Source organism: Methylobacterium sp. BE186 (genome assembly GCF_031457035.1).
In the GTDB taxonomy this organism is placed as follows: domain Bacteria; phylum Pseudomonadota; class Alphaproteobacteria; order Rhizobiales; family Beijerinckiaceae; genus Methylobacterium; species Methylobacterium segetis.
Genome location: NZ_JAVDVV010000001.1, coordinates 22,909 through 40,046 on the forward strand (window position 1 = coordinate 22,909; position 17,138 = coordinate 40,046).

Sequence of the window (17,138 nt, forward strand, 5' to 3'; positions counted from 1 at the left end):
GGATGACACGTACTCGTTCGCCCTTCGTTCCGCAATGAAGCGCGGCCTCACGGCACCTGTGCGCTGGCCCGCACCCGCTCCTCCGCGGCCGCGATCGCCTCGGGCGTGCCGACATGGAGCCACTGGCCGTCGAGACGCAGGCCGTAGAGGCGCTCGCGGGCGATGGCGCGGTCGAACAGCAGGTTGAGGGAGAACGAGCCCTCCGGCGTGTCCGCGAAGAGCTCCGGCTTCAGGATCGCGACGCCCGCGTAGATGAAGGGCGCGACCTTGCGCTCGCCGCGCCGCTCCAAGCGCCCGTCCGGGTCCATCACGAAGTCGCCCGTCCCCTCGTAGCCGAGGCTCGTCGCGGTCGGCGCGACGAGGAGCAGGATGTCCATCGCGGCCGGGTCCCATTGGGCGACGAGGCGCGCGAGGTTCGGCTCCGGCCCTTCGAGCCAGAAGGAATCCGAGTTGAAGACCACGAAGGGGTCGGGCCCGACGAGGTCGAGCGCCTTCCTCACCCCGCCGCCGGTCTCGAGGAGCGCGGCACGCTCGTCCGAGACCGCGATCCTCGGCAGGCCCTCGCGCCGGGCGAGATGCGCCTCGATCAGGTCGGCGAGCCAGTGGACGTTGACGATCGCCCGCGTGATGCCCCCTTCCGCCGCCCGGTCGAGGGCGTGGTCGAGGAGCGCCTTGCCGGCGACCTCGACGAGGGGTTTCGGCAGCGTCGCCGTGACCGGCCGCATCCGCTTGCCGAGCCCGGCCGCGAGGACGAAGGCGCAGGTGATGGCGGGCGGGTTCGTGACGTGCGCGCTCATGCTGGGGCTCGCGGGACCGGTCGGTGCGGGGTGGGGTTCAAGCCTCGGGCCTCGCCACCAGGGCGGCGAGACCGGGCAGGTGCTCCTCGTGCCACAGGCGCAGGCGCGCGAGCGCCGGGTGGGCGAGGTTTCGGGCGAGATAGCCCTCGATGCGCGGCAGGTGAGCGAGATAGCCCGACTTGCCGTCGCGCCGGTCGAGGCGGGCGAAGATGCCGAGGATCTTGGTGGCGCGCTGCGCGGCGAGCAGCGCGTAGGCGCGGGCGAAGCCCTGCATGTCGAAATCGGGCTCGCGGGCGCGCCGCTCGCGCACGTAGAGGCCGAGCAGCCGCAATTCGAACTCGGCGCTCGCGTCGACGCGGGCATCCTGCAGGAGCGAGGCGACGTCGTAGGCCGGGTGGCCGAGCACGGCGTCCTGGAAGTCGATCAGGCCGACGCGCTCCAGCCCCTCGCGCTCGGGCAGCCAGATCAGGTTCGGCGAGTGATAGTCGCGAAGCGTCCAGGTCGGGCGCTCGGGAATCGCGCCGCGCAGGGCCTCGGCCCAGAGGGCGAGGAAGTCGTCCCGGGCCGCGGGCGCGAGGGTCACGCCGCGGATCGCGGGCGCGTACCATTCGGGCAGCAATTCGGCCTCGAACAGCAGCGCCTCGGAATCGTAGGGCGGCAGGACGTGGTCGATGCCCTCCGCCACCGGCAGCACGTTCGGCAGCTCCATGGCGTGGAGCTTGGCGAGCACCCGCACGGCCTCCGCGTAGCGCTCGGGCCGCGGCCCGCTCGCGTCGACGACGGGCTCGGCGCCGAGATCCTCCAGGATCAGCAGGCCCGCGCCGAGATCCTCGCCGAAGATCCGGGGCGCGGAGAAGCCGAGCGCCCGCAGGCCGCGGTCGACGGCGACGAAGGCGTGCACGCTCTCGGCGAGCTTCACGATGGCGCTGTAGGGCTTGCCGTCGCGCACCGGCGGCCCGTCGGCCCGGGGCGGCGAGATCACGAGGATCGCGGTCGCGCCGTCGGCCTTCCGCAGGCGCTCGTAGGCGCGGCTGGAGGCGTCGCCCTGCATCGGGATCCGCTCGGCCTCGTCCCAGCCCGCCCGCACGAGGAGGCCGCGCAGGGCCCGCGCCCGGTCGAGGCGGGCGCGCATGCCGCCGCTGCCGTCGATGCTGGCGAAGCGCGAGCCCTCGCCGAATTCGCGCCGCAGCGCCAGGTCGACCGTGAGGACCGGGCCCTCGCGGGCCGGCAGGCGCTCCGGCCACTCGACGAGGGTGATCGCGCCCTCGGTCAGCTCGTCGAAGCCGAGCTCGACGAGCTCGTCCGGTCCGCGCAGGCGGTAGAGGTCGGCGTGCACGATGGCCTGCCCGCGCCTTCCCTCGTAGGGCTGGACCAGGGTGAAGGTGGGGCTCGGCACGTCGAGGTCGGGCTCGCCGGTCAATTCGCGGATCAGCGCGCGGGCGAGCGTGGTCTTGCCGCCGCCGAGGCCGCCGGAGAGCGCCACGAGGTCGCCGGGCCGGAGTAGCTCGGCGAGGAAGCGGCCGAGATCCTCCGTCGCGCCCTCCTCGGGAAGCACGATCACCCAGGGCGGCGGGCCAGCCTCGGCGGACGCGGCGCCGTGCGCGTCGCGCGCTGGGATGTCCGGACCGTCCTCACTCACCGCCATGTCCTCCGAACCCTGCAGCGGGCGTTCCCCGTGAGGAGAACGCGGATGCAACCGTTCTTAGCGGAGGATCCTTAACCAAAATCGCGCGCCGGCTTAAGCCGGCTTCAGCGGGCGGGCTGGAAGCTGATCGTCGCGACCGCGCGCTTCGTGCGGTCCTCCGGCCAGGGCGCGGCGGCCTGCGGGGGCCGGCCCGCATAGACCATGGTGCCCTGCCCCTTGCGCAGGGTGACGCTGCCGCGCCCGGTCCTGAGGGTGACGATTCCGTCGAGGACGAGGACGCCGTAGCCGCCGTCGATCGCCCCGCCCCAGACCGTGGTGCCGCGCACGCCGAGCGTGCCCACCGCGGTCCTGATCGCGACGTTGCCGCCGGTCGGCCCCTCGATCTTGCCGCCGACGAACAGGAAGGCGCCCCGCACCACGTTGAGGTCGAGCCGGCCCCCGGGCTGGCCCGGCCGATAGACGAAGGCGTCGATCGTGATCTTGGCGTGTTCGCCGAGCGTGACCTTGGTCCCGTCCGCGAGCTGCGATTCGAGGCGGGATGCGCCGCCCGTGCGGATCATGTCGTTGAAGTAGACCGGCCCGCCGAGGGTCATGTCGCGGGGCTGGCCGTCGAGGACGGCGACCGCCTGCTGCTCGACCTTGTCGACCCGGCCGACCTGCGCGGGGGCAGCCGCGGCGCTCCCGGCGGCGAGGGCGACGAACAGGGTCAACGACGGGAGGCGAAGCACGATGGTCCCCTTCGGTTCACTGTGGGTGGGGCGGCGTCAGGCCGCCGGAAGGCGGTGGGCGACGGGCTCCATCCCGTTCCATGAGCGGATCAGGGCGAGCGTCTCGGGCAGCGGCACGGGCCGGCCGAACAGGTAGCCCTGGCCGTAGGCGCATCCCATCGCGGCGAGCGCGACCGCCTCCTCCCGCTCCTCGATGCCCTCCGCGACGACCGGGATGCCGATCTCGTCGGCGAGCCGCAGGATGGTCTGGACGATCTTGCGGTCGCGCGGCTCGGAGAGCATCGCCCGCACGAAGGCCCGGTCGACCTTGAGGGTCGTGATCGGCAGCGTGCTGAGATAGCTCAGCGACGAGTAGCCGGTGCCGAAATCGTCGATGGCGATGCCCATCCCGCTCGCGCGGCAGAGGGTCAGCGCGTCGGCGGCGCTCCCCGGGTCCCGCATCAGGGTGCTCTCGGTGATCTCGAGCTTGAGGCTGCCCGGCGCGATGCCGGTCGTGCGCAGCATCTCGCAGATCATGCCGGGGAAGCTCGCACGGGCGAGATCGTGGCCAGAGACGTTCACGCTGACGAACAGGGAGCCGTCCACCGCGGCGACGTTCTGCAGGCCGGCCAGCATGATCTCCGGCATCACCCGGCCGACCTCCGCGACGACCCAGTCCGTCACGTCGACGATGAGCCCGCTCTCCTCGGCGACCGGGATGAAGGCTGCGGGCGGCACGAGGCCGCGCTCGGGATGCCGCCAGCGGATCAGCGCCTCGAAGCCGGCAAGCTGCTCGCCGCCCAGGCGGACGATCGGCTGGAAGAACAGCTCGAATTCCCGCCGGTCGAGGGCGCGGCGCAGCTCGCGCTCCAGCACCACGGCGGAGATCGCCGCGTCGAAATCGGCCTGCGCGGACGGCGAGGGACCGGCGGGCGGCGCGTCCCGGCGGGCGACGACGCCCTTCTCCTTGAGGAGGGAGGCGGTCTCGCGGTAGCGGGCCATCACGACGCCGAGGCAGAGGCGCAGGATCGGGTCGGTCTCGGAGAGGCGGTGGCGGATCTGCGCCTCGCTCACGGGCACGAGGAGGCAATCCTCCAGTGCGCGGGCGGAGGCCGAGCGCGGGTCGGAATCGAGGATCGCCATCTCGCCGAAGATCTCGCCCGCCCCCCGCACCGCGAGCGGGATCTCGCGCCCGTCGCGCCTCAGGAAGATCTCGATGCGGCCGCTCGTGATCAGGTACGCGTAGGCGCCCGGCTCCCCTTCCTCGAACAGGATCGTGCCGGCGGGCAGCGTGATGTGGGCGTAGGGGTCGTGCATGGGGTCCCTCGACCGCGGCACGGGCGATGAGGTCCTGATGGCACGCAGGCGTTAAACAAACCTCAAAGGGCTTCACGAGGTCTGCGGCGGATCCTGCGGATTCACGAATTCATCCGTTCTCGCGCGCAGAATGACGGGCGGGACAAATACAATTTGAAGCTGAATCCATGCGAAATCCTTGCCGTGCCCTCATGCGGCGGCTCGCGCCGGCCCTGGCCGGCCTCGCGGCGGTGGCGGCCCTGATGGGGGCCCGTCTCACGGTGCCGGAGCCGTTCGAGCGGGCACGCCTCGCCCTGTTCGACGCCGGTCAGCGGGCCGCCCCTCGCGCGGGCGGCGGGCCGGACTCGCTCGTGCGGATCGTCGACATCGACGAGGAATCCCTGCGCCGCGTGGGGCAATGGCCCTGGCCGCGCTCGGTCGTCGCCCGGCTCGTCGCGGCCCTCCAGGAGCAGGGACCGGCGGCCATCGCCCTCGACACCGTCTTCGCCGAGCCCGACCGGACCTCGCCCGCCCGCCTCGCGCAGGAATGGCGCGAGGCCCGCGGCTGGCGTGTCGAGACCGGCACGGACGCCCTGCCGGACAACGACCGGCTGCTCGCCGAGACGATCGCCCGCGGCCGCGTCGTCCTCGGCTACGGGCTGCTCCCGCAGGACAACGGCGCGCGGATGCCGGAGGCGCCGGGCTTCGCCCTGATCGGCGGCGATCCCGCGGCGACGGTCGTCCGCTTCGCCGGGGCCGTGCCGAACCTGCCCCTCCTCGACGCGGCGGCGGCCGGGCGCGGCAGCTTCTCGCTCAAGGCCGGGTCGGACGAGATCGTGCGGCGGGTGCCGCTTCTCAGCGCCCGCGGCGACAGCCTCGTGCCGGCACTCGCGGTGGAGGCCCTCCGGGTCGCGCAGGGCGCGGACACGCTCCTCGTGCGCACGGAGCGCGCGGGCGCCGACGGCCCCGTCACCGGCTACCTCCTGCGCGTCGGCGCCCTCGACGTGCCCCTCGACGCGGAAGGGACCTTCCGCGTGCATCACAGCGGAGCCCTGGCACGGAACGCCATCCCGGCCTGGCGCCTGCTGGAGCCGGCCGTGGACGCGGATCTCGGCCGCGACGTCGCCGGCAAGGTCGTGCTCGTGGGAACGAGCGCCCTCGGCCTCTCGGACCTGCGCGCGACGCCGCTCAACGCCTTCGAGCCCGGCGTCGCCATCCACGGGGAGGTGATCGAGCAGATGCTCGCGGGCCACGTCCTCGAGCGCCCCCTCTGGGCCGCGGGCGCCGAGTGCCTCGCCGCCGGGCTGATCGCCCTTCTCGTCGTCACGCTCGCCGCCCGCGCCCCCTTGCGCCTCGCGGGCGGGGCGGCGCTCGCCGCCCTCGGCCTCGCGGCAGCCTTCGCCTGGTTCGCCTTCACCCGCGAGCGGCTTCTCCTCGACCCGAGCCTCCCCGTGGGCGCGATCCTCGCCGGCTTCGGCGCCACCACGCTGACGCGCCACCTCCTCGTCGAGCGGGACGCCACGCGCCTCAGGACGGCCTTCACCCACTATCTCTCGCCGGATCTCGTGGCGGCGCTCGCCCGCGAGCCCGAGCGGCTGAAGCTCGGCGGCGAGACGCGGGAGATGACCTTCCTGTTCACCGATCTCGAGGGCTTCACCGCGATGACCGAGACGCGGGGCGCCGAGGCCTTGGTTGCCCTGCTCAACGCCTATCTCGACGGCCTCTGCGGGGTCGCGATGGAGCATGGCGGCACCGTCGACAAGATCGTCGGCGATGCGGTGCACGTGATGTTCAACGCGCCCCTCGACCAGGCCGACCACGCCGCCCGGGCCGTGACCTGCGCCCTCGCGATGGACGCCTTCGCCACCGCCTTCGCGGCGGCGCGCCGGGCCGAGGGCATCCCCTTCGGCACGACGCGGATCGGCGTGAACACGGGACCGGCGGTGGTCGGCAATTTCGGGGGCACCCGCCGCTTCGACTACACGGCCCACGGCGACGCCATCAACACGGCGGCCCGGCTGGAGGCCGCCAACAAGGCGCTCGGCACCCGCATCTGCGTGGCGGGCACCACGGCCGCCCTCTGCCGGGACATCCCCTTCCGGCCGATCGGCACCCTCTCCCTGCGCGGCAAGGCCCGGCCCGTCGAGGTCTACGATCCGATCACCGCGGAGGCCGCGGCCGACCCGTTCACGCAGCGCTACCTCGCGGCCTATGCGGGCCTCGGCCGGGGCGAGGCGGCGGCGGCCGACCTCATCGCCCTCCACGAGAGCCGGCCGGACGATCCCGTCGTCGCCCTCCACGCCCGCCGCCTGCGGGCGGGCGAGTATTCGACGCGGATCGCCGCGTGAGCGCGCCGCGCTTCGACATTCGCGAAGGATTCGTCCAGGTCCCGTCGCGATCCCGAGCCTCGATTGCCGATCGATCCCGTGGATCCGCGAGGCTTCTCAGCACCGGCACCGGTTGCCTGCATGCGCGCGGGCTGCTCATCTCGCGAGGACTGCATCGGACGCGAATCAACGTCGAGACCGGCATGGGCCATACGATCACTCCCGTCCGCGCACTTGCCCTGATGAAGGAGTCCGAGAAGCACGGCGGGCATCCCTGCACGCGCCATATCGGCCTGTCGAACGATCAGCTGATGCAGCGGCTGTTCGCGGGCGACGGGGCGAGGGACGGCGGCATCCAGTACGTGTCGACCTTCACGACCGAGGGGGAAGCCGCCCGGGCCGCCTCACAAACCTTCAAGAACGCCGACAAAGTCATCAGCACGCTGAACAGGAACGGCTCGGCCAGCTTCAGCGACATCAGGACCGACGAGGCCTTCAAGGCGCGTTTCGCCCTCGGCGGCGGCGTGAGGGAATTCTACTGCAACCATATGACTCTGGTGCTCTTCCGGCTCGACGGGCAGACCGGCGACCAGTTCTACGTCAAGACCTTCTATCCTCGGCCGCCCAACAGCCTCAGGCTCAATCCGATCCGGGGCAACACGTAGCGCCGCCGCCCACGGCCCCGCCTCCGTCACAGGCTCAGGAACGACGCCGCCAGCCCGAGATCCGTGAGCGCGTGCAGCATCTGGTCGAAGCCCAGGAGCCACCAGAACTGGACCTGGCCCGGATTCCAGCGGGTGCGCCGGGAGATCACGCTCTTGGTGCGGTCGACGCAGAAATGGATCGCGAAATCGACGAGGGCGAGCCACCAGAGGCGCGGCGCCACGACGAGGGCCACGCAGAGCGTCGCGAGGGCGTGGCAGGCCACGTGCGCCGTCAGCGGCAGGAGCCAGCCGCGCTCCTGCTCCTTGCCGCGCGCCATCCAGTCCGTCTGGAGCACGAAGTCGGCGACGTAGTGCTTGACGATCATGGTGCCCGCGAGCACCGCCATCGTCCAGACCGGAACCAGCGCCATCAGCCCCCCGCATGCCGCGCGCTCTCCGCGCCTCACAGATCGGCCCTAGGCGAAACGCGTTCGTTTTTCATTAACCCCCTTGCGCGCAACCGGCCAACGCCGCCTCGCGGCCCTGCGATGCCGGCGGGGTGGGGCCGACGGGGCGGGCCTGATCGGCTTTCGTCCGAGGGCTGTCGCGGGGCCGCCCAGATGGCACGCCGCTTACTCGTGCGAGCCTTGAGAGATGCGATCCTTGGGAGATGCGATCCTTGGGAGATGCGATCCTTGGGAGATGCGATCCTTGGGAGCGGCCGGCGATGAGCCTTCCGCCACGGCCCCGACAAGACGCCGTCATCCTCCTGGCCTCGCGGGGCGAGGTTTAGAGCCATCACCGCCACCTGAAACTCCACGAAGCGCGGCGACCTCGCCGAGAAGCTCCTCGACATCAAGCGCGAGAAGCGCTCGACCTGGACGTGCATCCAGGAGGAGATCGGCGACGGCATCATGTGGGTGATCGACTTCACCAGGACGATGGAGCGCGAGCCCAACAGCAGCGGCGACCGCGTCAAGATGAACCTTTCGGGCAAGTTCCTACCCTACAAGGACTACGGCAACGAGGAGGACGTGCCCGAATACGGCTTCAACGAGGGCTAAAGGCTTCCAGGCCGAGGCGGAGACCCTTTCGGCGTGAGAGGATGCGGCCCAGCCGACGAGATCGCCTCGATGGGCGGATCAGGCTTACGATCGGGATCATGCTCCTACTCGGATCCCGATTGTAAGCCTGCGCCCGAACTGCCACACGGCACGGTGCCCACATCGTTCCGGAGGGATCGTGTCCCGTCTCAGCATCCTCTCCCTGACAGCCGTCGTTCTGGCCCTCCTCGGCCCCGTCCCGGCCCTCTGCCAGACGGCCAGCAACGGCGTCGTGTCCCTCACTGTCAGCGGCTCGCGCGGCGGGAGCATCGACTCCCTCCGGATCCTGGGCGTTGAAACCATCAACACCGCCGATCTCGGGCGCGAGATCCAGGCCTCCCTCTTCTTCGATTCCACCTCGCTCCCGCCCCAGGCGAAGACCTGCGAAACCAAGGCTCCGCCCTGGTTGAACCCCCAGGAGGCGGGCGACGAGTGCGGCGTGCCCTCGCAGGTCTACGCGCTCGGCACGTCGGGCCGCAGCGTGAGCGTCGGCAGCTATCCCCGCGAGTGGGCGGGGCGGGGCACGACGTCGGGCCTGCGCATCGAGGGGCACCACACCGTCGGCCCCCTGCCCTACCTCGACGCGCAGGAAGTGATCCGGATGCGGTACCAAGTCCACCGGGACAGGGCCGATGCGCGGCCGTCGAACCTCGCCTTCATGCATGCCGTCTTCGACGGCCTCTCGCGGCCGACGCCCGTCCCGTTCGTTCCAGCGGCCTATTTCGACAGACAAGTCCTCAGCAAGCTCTACGGCCTGTCGATGGACGGCACGGCCTGGACCGACCTCTCGTCGAACGTGTCCGCCGCAGCCACCTACGCTCCGTCCCTCTATCGCTTCCGCGCCATGGCCTGGATGCGATCCGACCTCGGCTGGGGGGTCGCGCTCTATGGCCGCTGGACGCTCGATCAGCGCTGCGGCACCCACAAGTTCCCGATGGCGCTGCCGGACCAGACGGACCAATGCCCGAACTTCGCGGCACAGAGCTTCCCGACGCAGGGCACGAACAACCTGTCCCTCGTCGATCAGACCCTGACCGAGCTGAAACCAGGCGCAGGGGTGGAGCTGACTGCCCACACGATCGTGGGGAACCTCGATACGATCCGGGCGGGCGTGAACGCCATCCATGGCCGGGGGCATTAGGGACCTTCGATCTCGGACCTACGGTGCGCCGCGGCCTGGACCCGCTGCCGGAACACGGCGGGTGCGGGACTCCAGAGGCCGGGTACCTGTGCGTCGCCGCACGGTCCAGGGCAGCCCTTGCTTGACATCGCGGTCCGAACGGGGCCGCGATGTCGGTCCTCTTCCCATCTCAAGACGACGTTCCGCATGGCCGCCCTCACCACCCGACTCTCCGGATACGCGCCCTACGCGCTCGCCGCTCTCCGGATCATGGCGGGGCTCCTGTTCCTCGCCCACGGCTCCCAGAAACTTCTCGGCATCCCGCCGCGGACCAACCCTGCGCCGGAGCTACTCTCGCTGTTCGGTGTCGGCGGAATGCTCGAACTTGTCGGTGGCGCGCTCATCGTGCTCGGGCTCTTCACGCGCCCCGTCGCCTTCCTCCTCAGCGGCGAGATGGCGGTGGCTTACTTCATGTTCCACGCGCCGAAGAACGTCTTTCCGGCCCTGAACGGGGGCGACGCCGCGATCCTGTTCTGCTTCGTCTTCCTCTACCTCGCCGCCGCAGGCCCCGGTGCCTTCAGCCTCGATGAGGGCCGGCGCCGGTCCTGAGAGCCGGCTCTCGCGCCCCGATCCGTCAGCGCCAATTCTTGGCGACGGCGCTGCGCACGGCGTCCGAGATCGCGACGTCGAAGACGATCATCTCTTCGAGGCTCGACAACTTCCTCAACCGGTCGGCAAGGTCGAGCACGGCGGCTGGGACGGGATGAGCCTGCGGCGCCGACTCCTCGATCCCGAGCCGGTCGAGGAGGCTCGCCATGAACGCCTCGTAATGGTCGCGGTGGCCGACGAGCCCGATATGCGCCAGGGTCTCGATCGCCGCGATCGAGTGGCTCGGCCGAAGCTCGATATCGGGCAGCGACGTGCCGAACTGGCGTGTGAAGGGGTTGTACAGGAGCTTGTAGACCGTCTCCGGCATCGTCTGGAACAGGCGCTTGAGACCGCGCGACGTGGACATGTCCTGCTCGCCCACGAAGGACGCCGCGTCGACGAGGCGTCCGAGGCGCCAGTTCTGGGCCGGGTCGGCGGCGAGCGCGGCGCGCTCCCCGAGCCAGGTGAGACGTGCCGCCATCTCCACGTAGGGATCGTGAACGAGGACGGCGGTCAGCCAGCGCTCGGATGGGAAATACGGCTCGTAGCGCTGGACCAGCAGCCCACCCGAGACGCAGCACGAGACCAGGGCCGGGTTGCCGCAGACGGATTGCAGCATGTCGTCGCTGAGCTTTTCGAGCCCGAAATAGCTCTGCCGGAAATGCCGGAACAGCAGGGACTGGATGACGGTCTCCGGGATGATGCTCGTGTTGATGAGCAGCAGCCGGTGCGCGACCGTCGTGTCCTCCGGGACGCGCCGATGAACGAGCACGTTGGTTTCGGTGTCGTAGATTTCGAGCCGCGGGAAGCCGGCGAGGCCCGGGACCTCGGCCTCGGTGATCATGAAGGTGCATTGTCCGGTCGCGTGCCAACCGAACTTGCGGAAGTTCTCGTCGAACAAGGTTGCGGACACCTCCGCCACCCGCTGACCCTCGACGCTGACGACGACGCGGCTGATGGCGGTCGGATGGTCGGGGACGACCCAGCCTCGGATGGAATCACCTCTGTCGTGATCGATGAAGAAGCGCATTTCCTCTCACCGTTGCGCCGATGGACGCTCGGGCAGGGGCCCGGCCGTCCGTGGGCAGCCGCAGCGGACTCCGTTCCGCGCCGGAGCGGCGGGACGACCGGCGGGCTTGTCGCACGCCCGTGCCGCGGATGCAGCCGGCGCTCGGGTCACGGAACCGGGGGGCAAAGCGGTCAGCTCGTGCTGGCCGGCGCCGACCGCGCCGGGGTCGCCGGCGCGCGGCCGGCCTCCACCCGTCCGAGCCCCGGCCGGACGCGAGCCTTCGGGAAGTTGACCGAGAACCGCTTCGGCCGATGGTCCATCGGCCCATGTGAGCCGAGGAGCGGGTTGTAGAAGCGGTCGCCCTCGGCGAGGAGACCGGCCCAGCGCTCGTGGAAGCGCCGGTCGTCCTCCGGGTGGTCCACGCCGCCGGCCGCCCGACGCGTGGCGGATTCGTGGTGGTAGAGCACGGACGCCGCGTCGTTCAGGACCTTGAGGCCAGCCTGCCCGACGCGCAGGCTGAGATCGGTGTCGTTGAAGCCGACCGTGAAGCCCTCGTCGAAGCCGCCGACCCGGCCGAAAACCTCCGCGCGCATCATCAGGAAGGCGGCGGTGACGGCGGAGTATTCGCGCGTGCTCACGAGCATCCCCATCGGGCCTGCGTTGCGCCTGCCATCGCGGTTTCGGAAGGGGGCGGACCTGTGGGCATGGTCGGCCGGCCGCCCGTGCAGGCCCAGCACCACGCCCGCGTGCTGCACCGTGTCGTTCGGGTAGAGCAGCGTCGCGCCGACCGCGCCGACGTCGGGGCGCCCCGCCAACGAGCGCATCCGGCCGAGCCAGCCCGCCTCCCGCGCCTCGATGTCGTTGTTGGAGAACAGCAGGAAGGGCGGCAGGGCGCCGTGGCGTTCCTCGTAGAACGCCACGGCACGGTTGTTCATGCGGGCGTAGTTGAAGGACCCGCTGTAGCGGAAGGTGGTGAAGCGGTGTGCGTTGGCCTCGAGGTAGCGGATCGTCTTCGGGTCGTCGGATTCGTGGTCAATCACCAGAATCTCGAGCTCCCCAGGCTGGGTCGTCCGCTCCAGGGAGTCGATGCACTGCGCGAGCAGGTTGGCGCGGTTCTTCGTGGGGATGATGACGAGGGTATTCCCGCCCGGATCGGGGAAGCGCGCCTCGTAGTGGTTGAACAATTCGGTCGGCACCGCGTGGGCGCCCGGGCAGACGCGGGAGAGATGGCGGTTGAGGGCCCCGGTCGTGGCCTCCGTCACCCGATCCATCAGGGCGTGGCCGGCGCTCGCGCTGTGGGTTCGCCAGCGGTAGAGGAGCGCCGGCACATGGGCCACGGACCGCGCCCGCTCGATCGCCCGCAGCACGAAATCGACGTCACCCGAGATCGTCATCCCCTCATCCCAGCCGCCGATCGCGCGGGCGAGGTCGGTTTCGACGCAGATCGGGTGAACGACGTAGGGGTGATTGATGTAATAGTCCCAGCTGAAGGCCGGGCGGAGCTGCGGGTTGCGGATCGCCGACAGGGACTCGCCTGCCACGATCTCGTCGGCGCAGATCAGCTCGGCCCCGGTTCGGGCGGCGTTGAGGAGATGGAAGACCGCGTCGGGCTCCAGGCAATCGTCGTGGTCGAGGAACGTGATGTGCGTGCCCGTGGCCGCGCGGATGCCAACATTCGTCGCCCGGGCAATGCCAAGGTTCTCGGCGTTGCGCAGCACTCGGATGTTGGCGTGCGCGCCGGCGAAGGAGTCCAAGACCCGCCGCGTCTCCGGGTTCGCGGAGCAGTCATCGACGCAGATCAGCTCCCAGTTCGGGCACCATTGCGCGACCACGCTCGACAGGCATTCGGACAGCCAGTCGGGCGGCGTGTTGTAGACGGGGACGATGATCGACAGGCGCCGCCCCGCCACGGTGCGGGCGAGGCGCTCGCCGAGGCGCTCGCGGAAGCGTCCGGTGACGCGGTCGCGCCTCTCCAGCCAGCGGGGCAGGTCGCTGTTCGTCGCCGGGTCGAGGCGCTTGGGCGAACCGCCGAGCTCGTGCCACGTGCCGGCAAGCCGCGCCCGCAGGCGCCGGACCCCCTTCAGCTTGGCGATGGGAAGCTCGGCGATGAAGCCGGCGACGCCGCTGCCGTGGCCCGCCGCGGCGATGTCGGGGCGGAAGATCTCGGCCGTGGCGGTGTGGATGACGCGGCCGTTGACGAGAAATTCGACCGCGGCCGGCGTGTCGGGGAGCTTCGGGTTCCAGACCCAGCCGAGCGCGACGTTCCCGAAGATTCCATCGAAATGGCCGACGGTCCGGCGCTTCTGGAAGGTGGCTGTCCGGATCCAGCGCGGCAGCAGCGTGAAGCGCAGCGTGTCCCAGATGTCGGCGAGTTGCCGCCAGTTCGTCTTCCACCGTCGAGTCACGGGTTCGGCATCTCCTTCGGGGCCCGAATGCCTTTACGGTCCGGCGTGACCCGAGCCCGACCGGCGGGATGCAGGGCCGGCAGGCGATCGTCGGACGCCCGGAGGGCGCCCGAGGCAGCCTGCGCCGCGCGCAGGCAAGAGACGGCTTCTTGCACTGGACCCGGCACGGGACGCAAGAGGCCCCTCACGGAACGCAAGAGCCCCCGTCTCAGCTGCTGTCGGCGCCGAGGGCCGCCAGGATGCGGGCCCAGGAGCGGGTGCCCTTGTGGAAGCTCCGGAGCTCGTACTTCTCGTTCGGCGAGTGGATGCGGTCGTCGTCGAGGCCGAAGCCGATCAGCAGGGTGTTGCGGTCGAGGATCCGCTTGAAGTCGCCGACGATCGGGATCGAGCCGCCCGCCCCGACCGTCACGGGGGCCACGCCCCACTCGGCCTCGAGCGCGGTCCGGGCCGTCTCCAGCTCCGGCATGTCGAAGGGCAGGCTGATCGCCCGCGAGCCCTTGTAGCAGATCACCTCGACCGAGCAGTCGGCGGGCACCCGCTCGCGCACGTAGGCCTCGAAGGTCCTGGCCAGCGCCTCCGGGTCCTGGTCGTCGACGAGGCGGAAGGAGACCTTGGCGCTCGCCTCGCCGGCGATCACGGTCTTCGTCCCCTCCCCCGTATAGCCGCCGATGATGCCGTTGACGTCGCAGGCGGGCCGCGACTGGATCTGCTCGATCAGCATCCGCCCGCGCTCGCCGGCGGGCTCCTTCAGGCCGATCGGCCCGAGGAACTTGTCCGGGCTGAGATCGAGGCCGCGCCACTGCTCCAGGATCTCGGGCGGCGTCTCGCGCACGCCCTCGTAGAAGCCCGGCAGGGTGATGCGCCCATCCGCGTCGTGGAGCCCCGCGATGATGCGGGCGAGCACGTGGATGGGGTTGGCCGCCGCGCCCCCGAAGAAGCCCGAGTGCAGGTCGCGGTCGGCGCAGCGCACCTTGACCTCGAAATAGGCGAGGCCGCGCAGGGAGGTGGTGATGGCGGGCGTTCCCGCGTTCCACATGCTGGTGTCGCAGACGAGGACGATGTCGGCGCCGAGCCTGTCGCGGTTCGCCGCGACCCATTCGGGCAGGCCCTGCGAGCCGTTCTCCTCGGCGCCCTCGACCAAGATGGTGACGCCGCAGGGCAGCTCGCCCGCCATCGCCTTCCAGGCCCGGCAGGCCTCGACGAAGGTCATCACCTGTCCCTTGTCGTCGGAGGCGCCGCGGGCGACGATGCGCTTGGCCCCATCGGGCCCCTCGGCGATCCGCGGCTCGAAGGGCGGCGTCTCCCAGAGATCGAGGGGATCGACCGGCTGCACGTCGTAATGGCCGTAGAACAGGACGTGCGGGGCGCCGGGTTTCGGCGCGTGGGCGAACACGACCGGGTGCAGGGAGGTCTCGCCGATCGTGGTCTCGAAGCCGAGGGCGTCGAGCGTGCCGGCGAGCCATTGCGCGGCCCGGCGGCACTCGCCCGCATAGGCCGGGTCCGTCGAGATCGAGGGGATCCGCAGGAACTCGAACAGGCGATCGAGCGCGTTGTCGAGGTCGCGGTCGATATCGTTGAGGATCGGGTCGAGCGCAGCCATCGGTCCTTCCTTCGTCGGGGTTCCCATGCCGCAATCCGGTCGAGACTGGGATCGGGCCTAGCGTTAGCCGAGCCCGGCGGGAAACGGAATCGCCCCCGTCAATAACCGGACGTTGCAGCCACGCCGCAGTACGACCTGGGAACAGGGTCACCTTGGAACGGTTATCGAGTGGCCTCGGGCAGGGCGCGCCTTCGCGCGCCGCCGCGGCCCCAGCTTCGCCGCCCGGTGCGGCGCGCGGCTCTCGAATTCCGACCGGCCCGCAATCCGGCGCGGCCGGCCTCAAGCCATGTGGGACATTCCATGCTCATCGAAAGCGGTTCGCCCATAGCCGCCGACACGAAGGTCGAGATCGGCCTCACCATCAACGGAGAGGCGCGCCGGCTCCAGGTCGCGCCCTGGACCACCCTCCTCGACCTGCTGCGTGAGCAGCTCGACCTCACCGGCACCAAGAAGGGCTGCGACCACGGCCAGTGCGGCGCCTGCACGGTGCTGGTGAACGGGACCAGGGTCAATTCCTGCCTCGCGCTCGCCGTGATGAAGGACGGGGCCGAGATCACGACCGTCGAGGGCCTCGCCAAGCTGTCCGGCGGCAACGGGCTGCATCCGCTGCAGGAGGCGTTCGTCGAGCACGACGCCTTCCAGTGCGGCTACTGCACCCCGGGCCAGCTCTGCTCGGCCGCCGGCGTGCTCGCCGAGGGCCACGCCCGGACCCGCGACGAGATCCGCGAGGCGATGAGCGGCAACATCTGCCGCTGCGGCGCCTACACCAACATCGTCGACGCCATCGAGGACGTGATCCAGTCGGGAGCCCAGGGATGAACCGCTTCGATTACGTCCGCGCCGGCACGGTCGAGGAGGCCGTGCAGGCGGTCGCGTCGGGGGCCAACGCCCGCTTCATCGCCGGCGGCACCAACCTCGTCGACCTGATGAAGTACAATGTCGAGCGGCCGGGCCGCCTCGTCGACATCACGCGGCTGCCCCTCGACCAGATCGAGGAGCGCGACGGAGCCTTGCGCATCGGCGCCCTCGCGACGAACGCGGCGGTGGCCTACGACGAGCGGGTGAAGGACCGCTACCCGGTCCTGTCGAGCGCGATCCTCGCCGGCGCCACGGGGCAGTTGCGCAACGCCGCGACCACCGGCGGCAACCTGCTGCAGCGGACCCGCTGCTACTATTTCTACGACGAGGGCACGCCCTGCAACAAACGCCTGCCGGGCTCCGGCTGCGGCGCCATCGGCGGCGTCAACCGCATCCACGCGATCTTCGGCACGAGCGACAAGTGCATCGCGACGCACCCCTCCGACATGTGCGTGGCGCTGGCGGCGCTGGAGGCCACGGTGCGGGTCGCCGGGCCGTCGGGCGAGCGCACCATCCCGCTCGCCGAGTTCCACCGCCTGCCGGGCGACGAGCCGGAGCGCGACACCACGCTGAGCGCCGACGAGATCGTCCTCTCCGTCGACCTGCCGGCGGAGGGATTTGCCGGACATTACACCTACCTCAAGCTGAGGGACCGCCTGTCCTACGCCTTCGCCCTGGTCTCGGTCGCCGCGGTGATGGAGCTCGACGGGCAGACCATCAAGGCCGCCCGCTTCGCCCTCGGCGGCGTCGCCCACAAGCCCTGGCGCAACGCGGAGGCCGAGGGGCTGCTCCTCGGCAAGCCCGCCACCCGCGAGACCTTCGCGGCGGCCGCGGACCGGGTCGTCTCGGAGGCGACACCCCAATCCGAGAACGGCTTCAAGGTCGAACTCGCCCGCCGCGCCATCGTGCGCGCCCTGGAGCAGGCCGCCGCCGGCACGCCCCAGTCGCAGACCGACAAGCGCATCGCCTGAATCCGAGA

The 17,138-nt window shown here is 70.8% G+C and carries 14 protein-coding genes and 1 pseudogene; 7 read left to right on the forward strand and 8 right to left on the reverse strand.

What is annotated here, in order from left to right; translation table 11 throughout:
* Nucleotides 1-47 precede the first annotated feature (47 nt).
* The 4 genes from J2X36_RS00075 to J2X36_RS00090 form a co-directional block, all read right to left on the reverse strand.
* Nucleotides 48-797, reverse strand: a complete 750-nt coding sequence (locus tag J2X36_RS00075; protein ID WP_310344486.1) for a nucleotidyltransferase family protein — start codon at nt 795-797, stop codon at nt 48-50.
* Between the two features lie 37 nt (nt 798-834).
* Nucleotides 835-2,442, reverse strand: coding sequence for a tRNA (adenosine(37)-N6)-threonylcarbamoyltransferase complex ATPase subunit type 1 TsaE (tsaE, locus tag J2X36_RS00080; protein ID WP_405029698.1), 1,608 nt, complete (start codon nt 2,440-2,442; stop codon nt 835-837).
* Nucleotides 2,443-2,546: 104 nt separating this feature from the next.
* Entirely contained in the window at nt 2,547-3,170 is a 624-nt protein-coding gene (locus J2X36_RS00085; protein WP_310344488.1) for a FecR family protein, read from the reverse strand.
* A gap of 36 nt (nt 3,171-3,206) precedes the next feature.
* Complete coding sequence (locus tag J2X36_RS00090; RefSeq protein ID WP_132255428.1) at nt 3,207-4,466, reverse strand: EAL domain-containing protein; 1,260 nt, start codon at nt 4,464-4,466, stop codon at nt 3,207-3,209.
* Between the two features lie 167 nt (nt 4,467-4,633).
* Between J2X36_RS00090 and J2X36_RS00095 the strand changes: the two genes are divergently transcribed.
* Both J2X36_RS00095 and J2X36_RS00100 read left to right on the forward strand, forming a co-directional pair.
* Nucleotides 4,634-6,793 carry an adenylate/guanylate cyclase domain-containing protein gene (locus J2X36_RS00095; protein ID WP_310344493.1) on the forward strand — a complete coding sequence of 720 codons (2,160 nt, stop codon included), beginning with the start codon at nt 4,634-4,636 and terminating at the stop codon, nt 6,791-6,793.
* Entirely contained in the window at nt 6,790-7,437 is a 648-nt protein-coding gene (locus tag J2X36_RS00100) for an RNase A-like domain-containing protein (protein ID WP_132255203.1), read from the forward strand. The genes J2X36_RS00095 and J2X36_RS00100 overlap by 4 nt, the downstream gene beginning before the upstream one ends.
* A 26-nt stretch (nt 7,438-7,463) precedes the next feature.
* On the opposite strand, the gene J2X36_RS00105 is transcribed toward J2X36_RS00100, so the two are convergent.
* Nucleotides 7,464-7,847 (reverse strand): DUF3307 domain-containing protein, encoded by a 384-nt coding sequence (locus tag J2X36_RS00105; protein ID WP_245516629.1) that lies wholly within the window; start codon nt 7,845-7,847, stop codon nt 7,464-7,466.
* A gap of 456 nt (nt 7,848-8,303) precedes the next feature.
* On the opposite strand from J2X36_RS00105, the pseudogene J2X36_RS00110 reads away from it, so the two are divergent.
* From J2X36_RS00110 to J2X36_RS00120, 3 genes and pseudogenes are all read left to right on the forward strand, one after another.
* Nucleotides 8,304-8,480, forward strand: a pseudogene (locus tag J2X36_RS00110) (cyanase); the annotation flags it as partial.
* A gap of 178 nt (nt 8,481-8,658) precedes the next feature.
* Nucleotides 8,659-9,660 carry a hypothetical protein gene (locus J2X36_RS00115; RefSeq protein ID WP_310344500.1) on the forward strand — a complete coding sequence of 334 codons (1,002 nt, stop codon included), beginning with the start codon at nt 8,659-8,661 and terminating at the stop codon, nt 9,658-9,660.
* 186 nt (nt 9,661-9,846) lie between these two features.
* Complete coding sequence (locus J2X36_RS00120) at nt 9,847-10,248, forward strand: DoxX family protein (protein WP_132255200.1); 402 nt, start codon at nt 9,847-9,849, stop codon at nt 10,246-10,248.
* A gap of 25 nt (nt 10,249-10,273) precedes the next feature.
* Here J2X36_RS00120 and J2X36_RS00125 read toward each other — a convergent pair whose 3' ends face one another.
* The 3 genes from J2X36_RS00125 to J2X36_RS00135 form a co-directional block, all read right to left on the reverse strand.
* The gene (locus tag J2X36_RS00125; RefSeq protein ID WP_310344507.1) at nt 10,274-11,317 is read right to left on the reverse strand and encodes a hypothetical protein; all 1,044 of its coding nucleotides are present in this window, start codon (nt 11,315-11,317) and stop codon (nt 10,274-10,276) included.
* 170 nt (nt 11,318-11,487) lie between these two features.
* Nucleotides 11,488-13,701, reverse strand: a complete 2,214-nt coding sequence (locus J2X36_RS00130; protein WP_132255198.1) for a glycosyltransferase — start codon at nt 13,699-13,701, stop codon at nt 11,488-11,490.
* Nucleotides 13,702-13,909: 208 nt separating this feature from the next.
* Nucleotides 13,910-15,301 carry a M20/M25/M40 family metallo-hydrolase gene (locus J2X36_RS00135; RefSeq protein ID WP_310344510.1) on the reverse strand — a complete coding sequence of 464 codons (1,392 nt, stop codon included), beginning with the start codon at nt 15,299-15,301 and terminating at the stop codon, nt 13,910-13,912.
* 300 nt (nt 15,302-15,601) lie between these two features.
* Here J2X36_RS00135 and J2X36_RS00140 point away from each other — a divergent pair, with 300 nt between their 5' ends.
* Both J2X36_RS00140 and J2X36_RS00145 read left to right on the forward strand, forming a co-directional pair.
* Nucleotides 15,602-16,120 carry a (2Fe-2S)-binding protein gene (locus J2X36_RS00140; protein WP_132255196.1) on the forward strand — a complete coding sequence of 173 codons (519 nt, stop codon included), beginning with the start codon at nt 15,602-15,604 and terminating at the stop codon, nt 16,118-16,120.
* Complete coding sequence (locus J2X36_RS00145; protein ID WP_310344517.1) at nt 16,117-17,130, forward strand: xanthine dehydrogenase family protein subunit M; 1,014 nt, start codon at nt 16,117-16,119, stop codon at nt 17,128-17,130. Before J2X36_RS00140 ends, J2X36_RS00145 begins: the two co-directional genes overlap by 4 nt.
* Nucleotides 17,131-17,138 lie beyond the last annotated feature (8 nt).

Coding starts and splice junctions, on each gene's coding strand:
- J2X36_RS00135 (WP_310344510.1), bottom strand. CDS start 15,301: ATGGCTGCGCTCGACCCGATCCTCAACGATATCGACCGCGACCTCGAC.
- J2X36_RS00095 (WP_310344493.1), top strand. CDS start 4,634: ATGCGAAATCCTTGCCGTGCCCTCATGCGGCGGCTCGCGCCGGCCCTG.
- J2X36_RS00120 (WP_132255200.1), top strand. CDS start 9,847: ATGGCCGCCCTCACCACCCGACTCTCCGGATACGCGCCCTACGCGCTC.
- J2X36_RS00125 (WP_310344507.1), bottom strand. CDS start 11,317: ATGCGCTTCTTCATCGATCACGACAGAGGTGATTCCATCCGAGGCTGG.
- J2X36_RS00140 (WP_132255196.1), top strand. CDS start 15,602: ATGCTCATCGAAAGCGGTTCGCCCATAGCCGCCGACACGAAGGTCGAG.
- J2X36_RS00090 (WP_132255428.1), bottom strand. CDS start 4,466: ATGCACGACCCCTACGCCCACATCACGCTGCCCGCCGGCACGATCCTG.
- J2X36_RS00145 (WP_310344517.1), top strand. CDS start 16,117: ATGAACCGCTTCGATTACGTCCGCGCCGGCACGGTCGAGGAGGCCGTG.
- J2X36_RS00075 (WP_310344486.1), bottom strand. CDS start 797: ATGAGCGCGCACGTCACGAACCCGCCCGCCATCACCTGCGCCTTCGTC.
- tsaE (WP_405029698.1), bottom strand. CDS start 2,442: ATGGCGGTGAGTGAGGACGGTCCGGACATCCCAGCGCGCGACGCGCAC.
- J2X36_RS00105 (WP_245516629.1), bottom strand. CDS start 7,847: ATGGCGCTGGTTCCGGTCTGGACGATGGCGGTGCTCGCGGGCACCATG.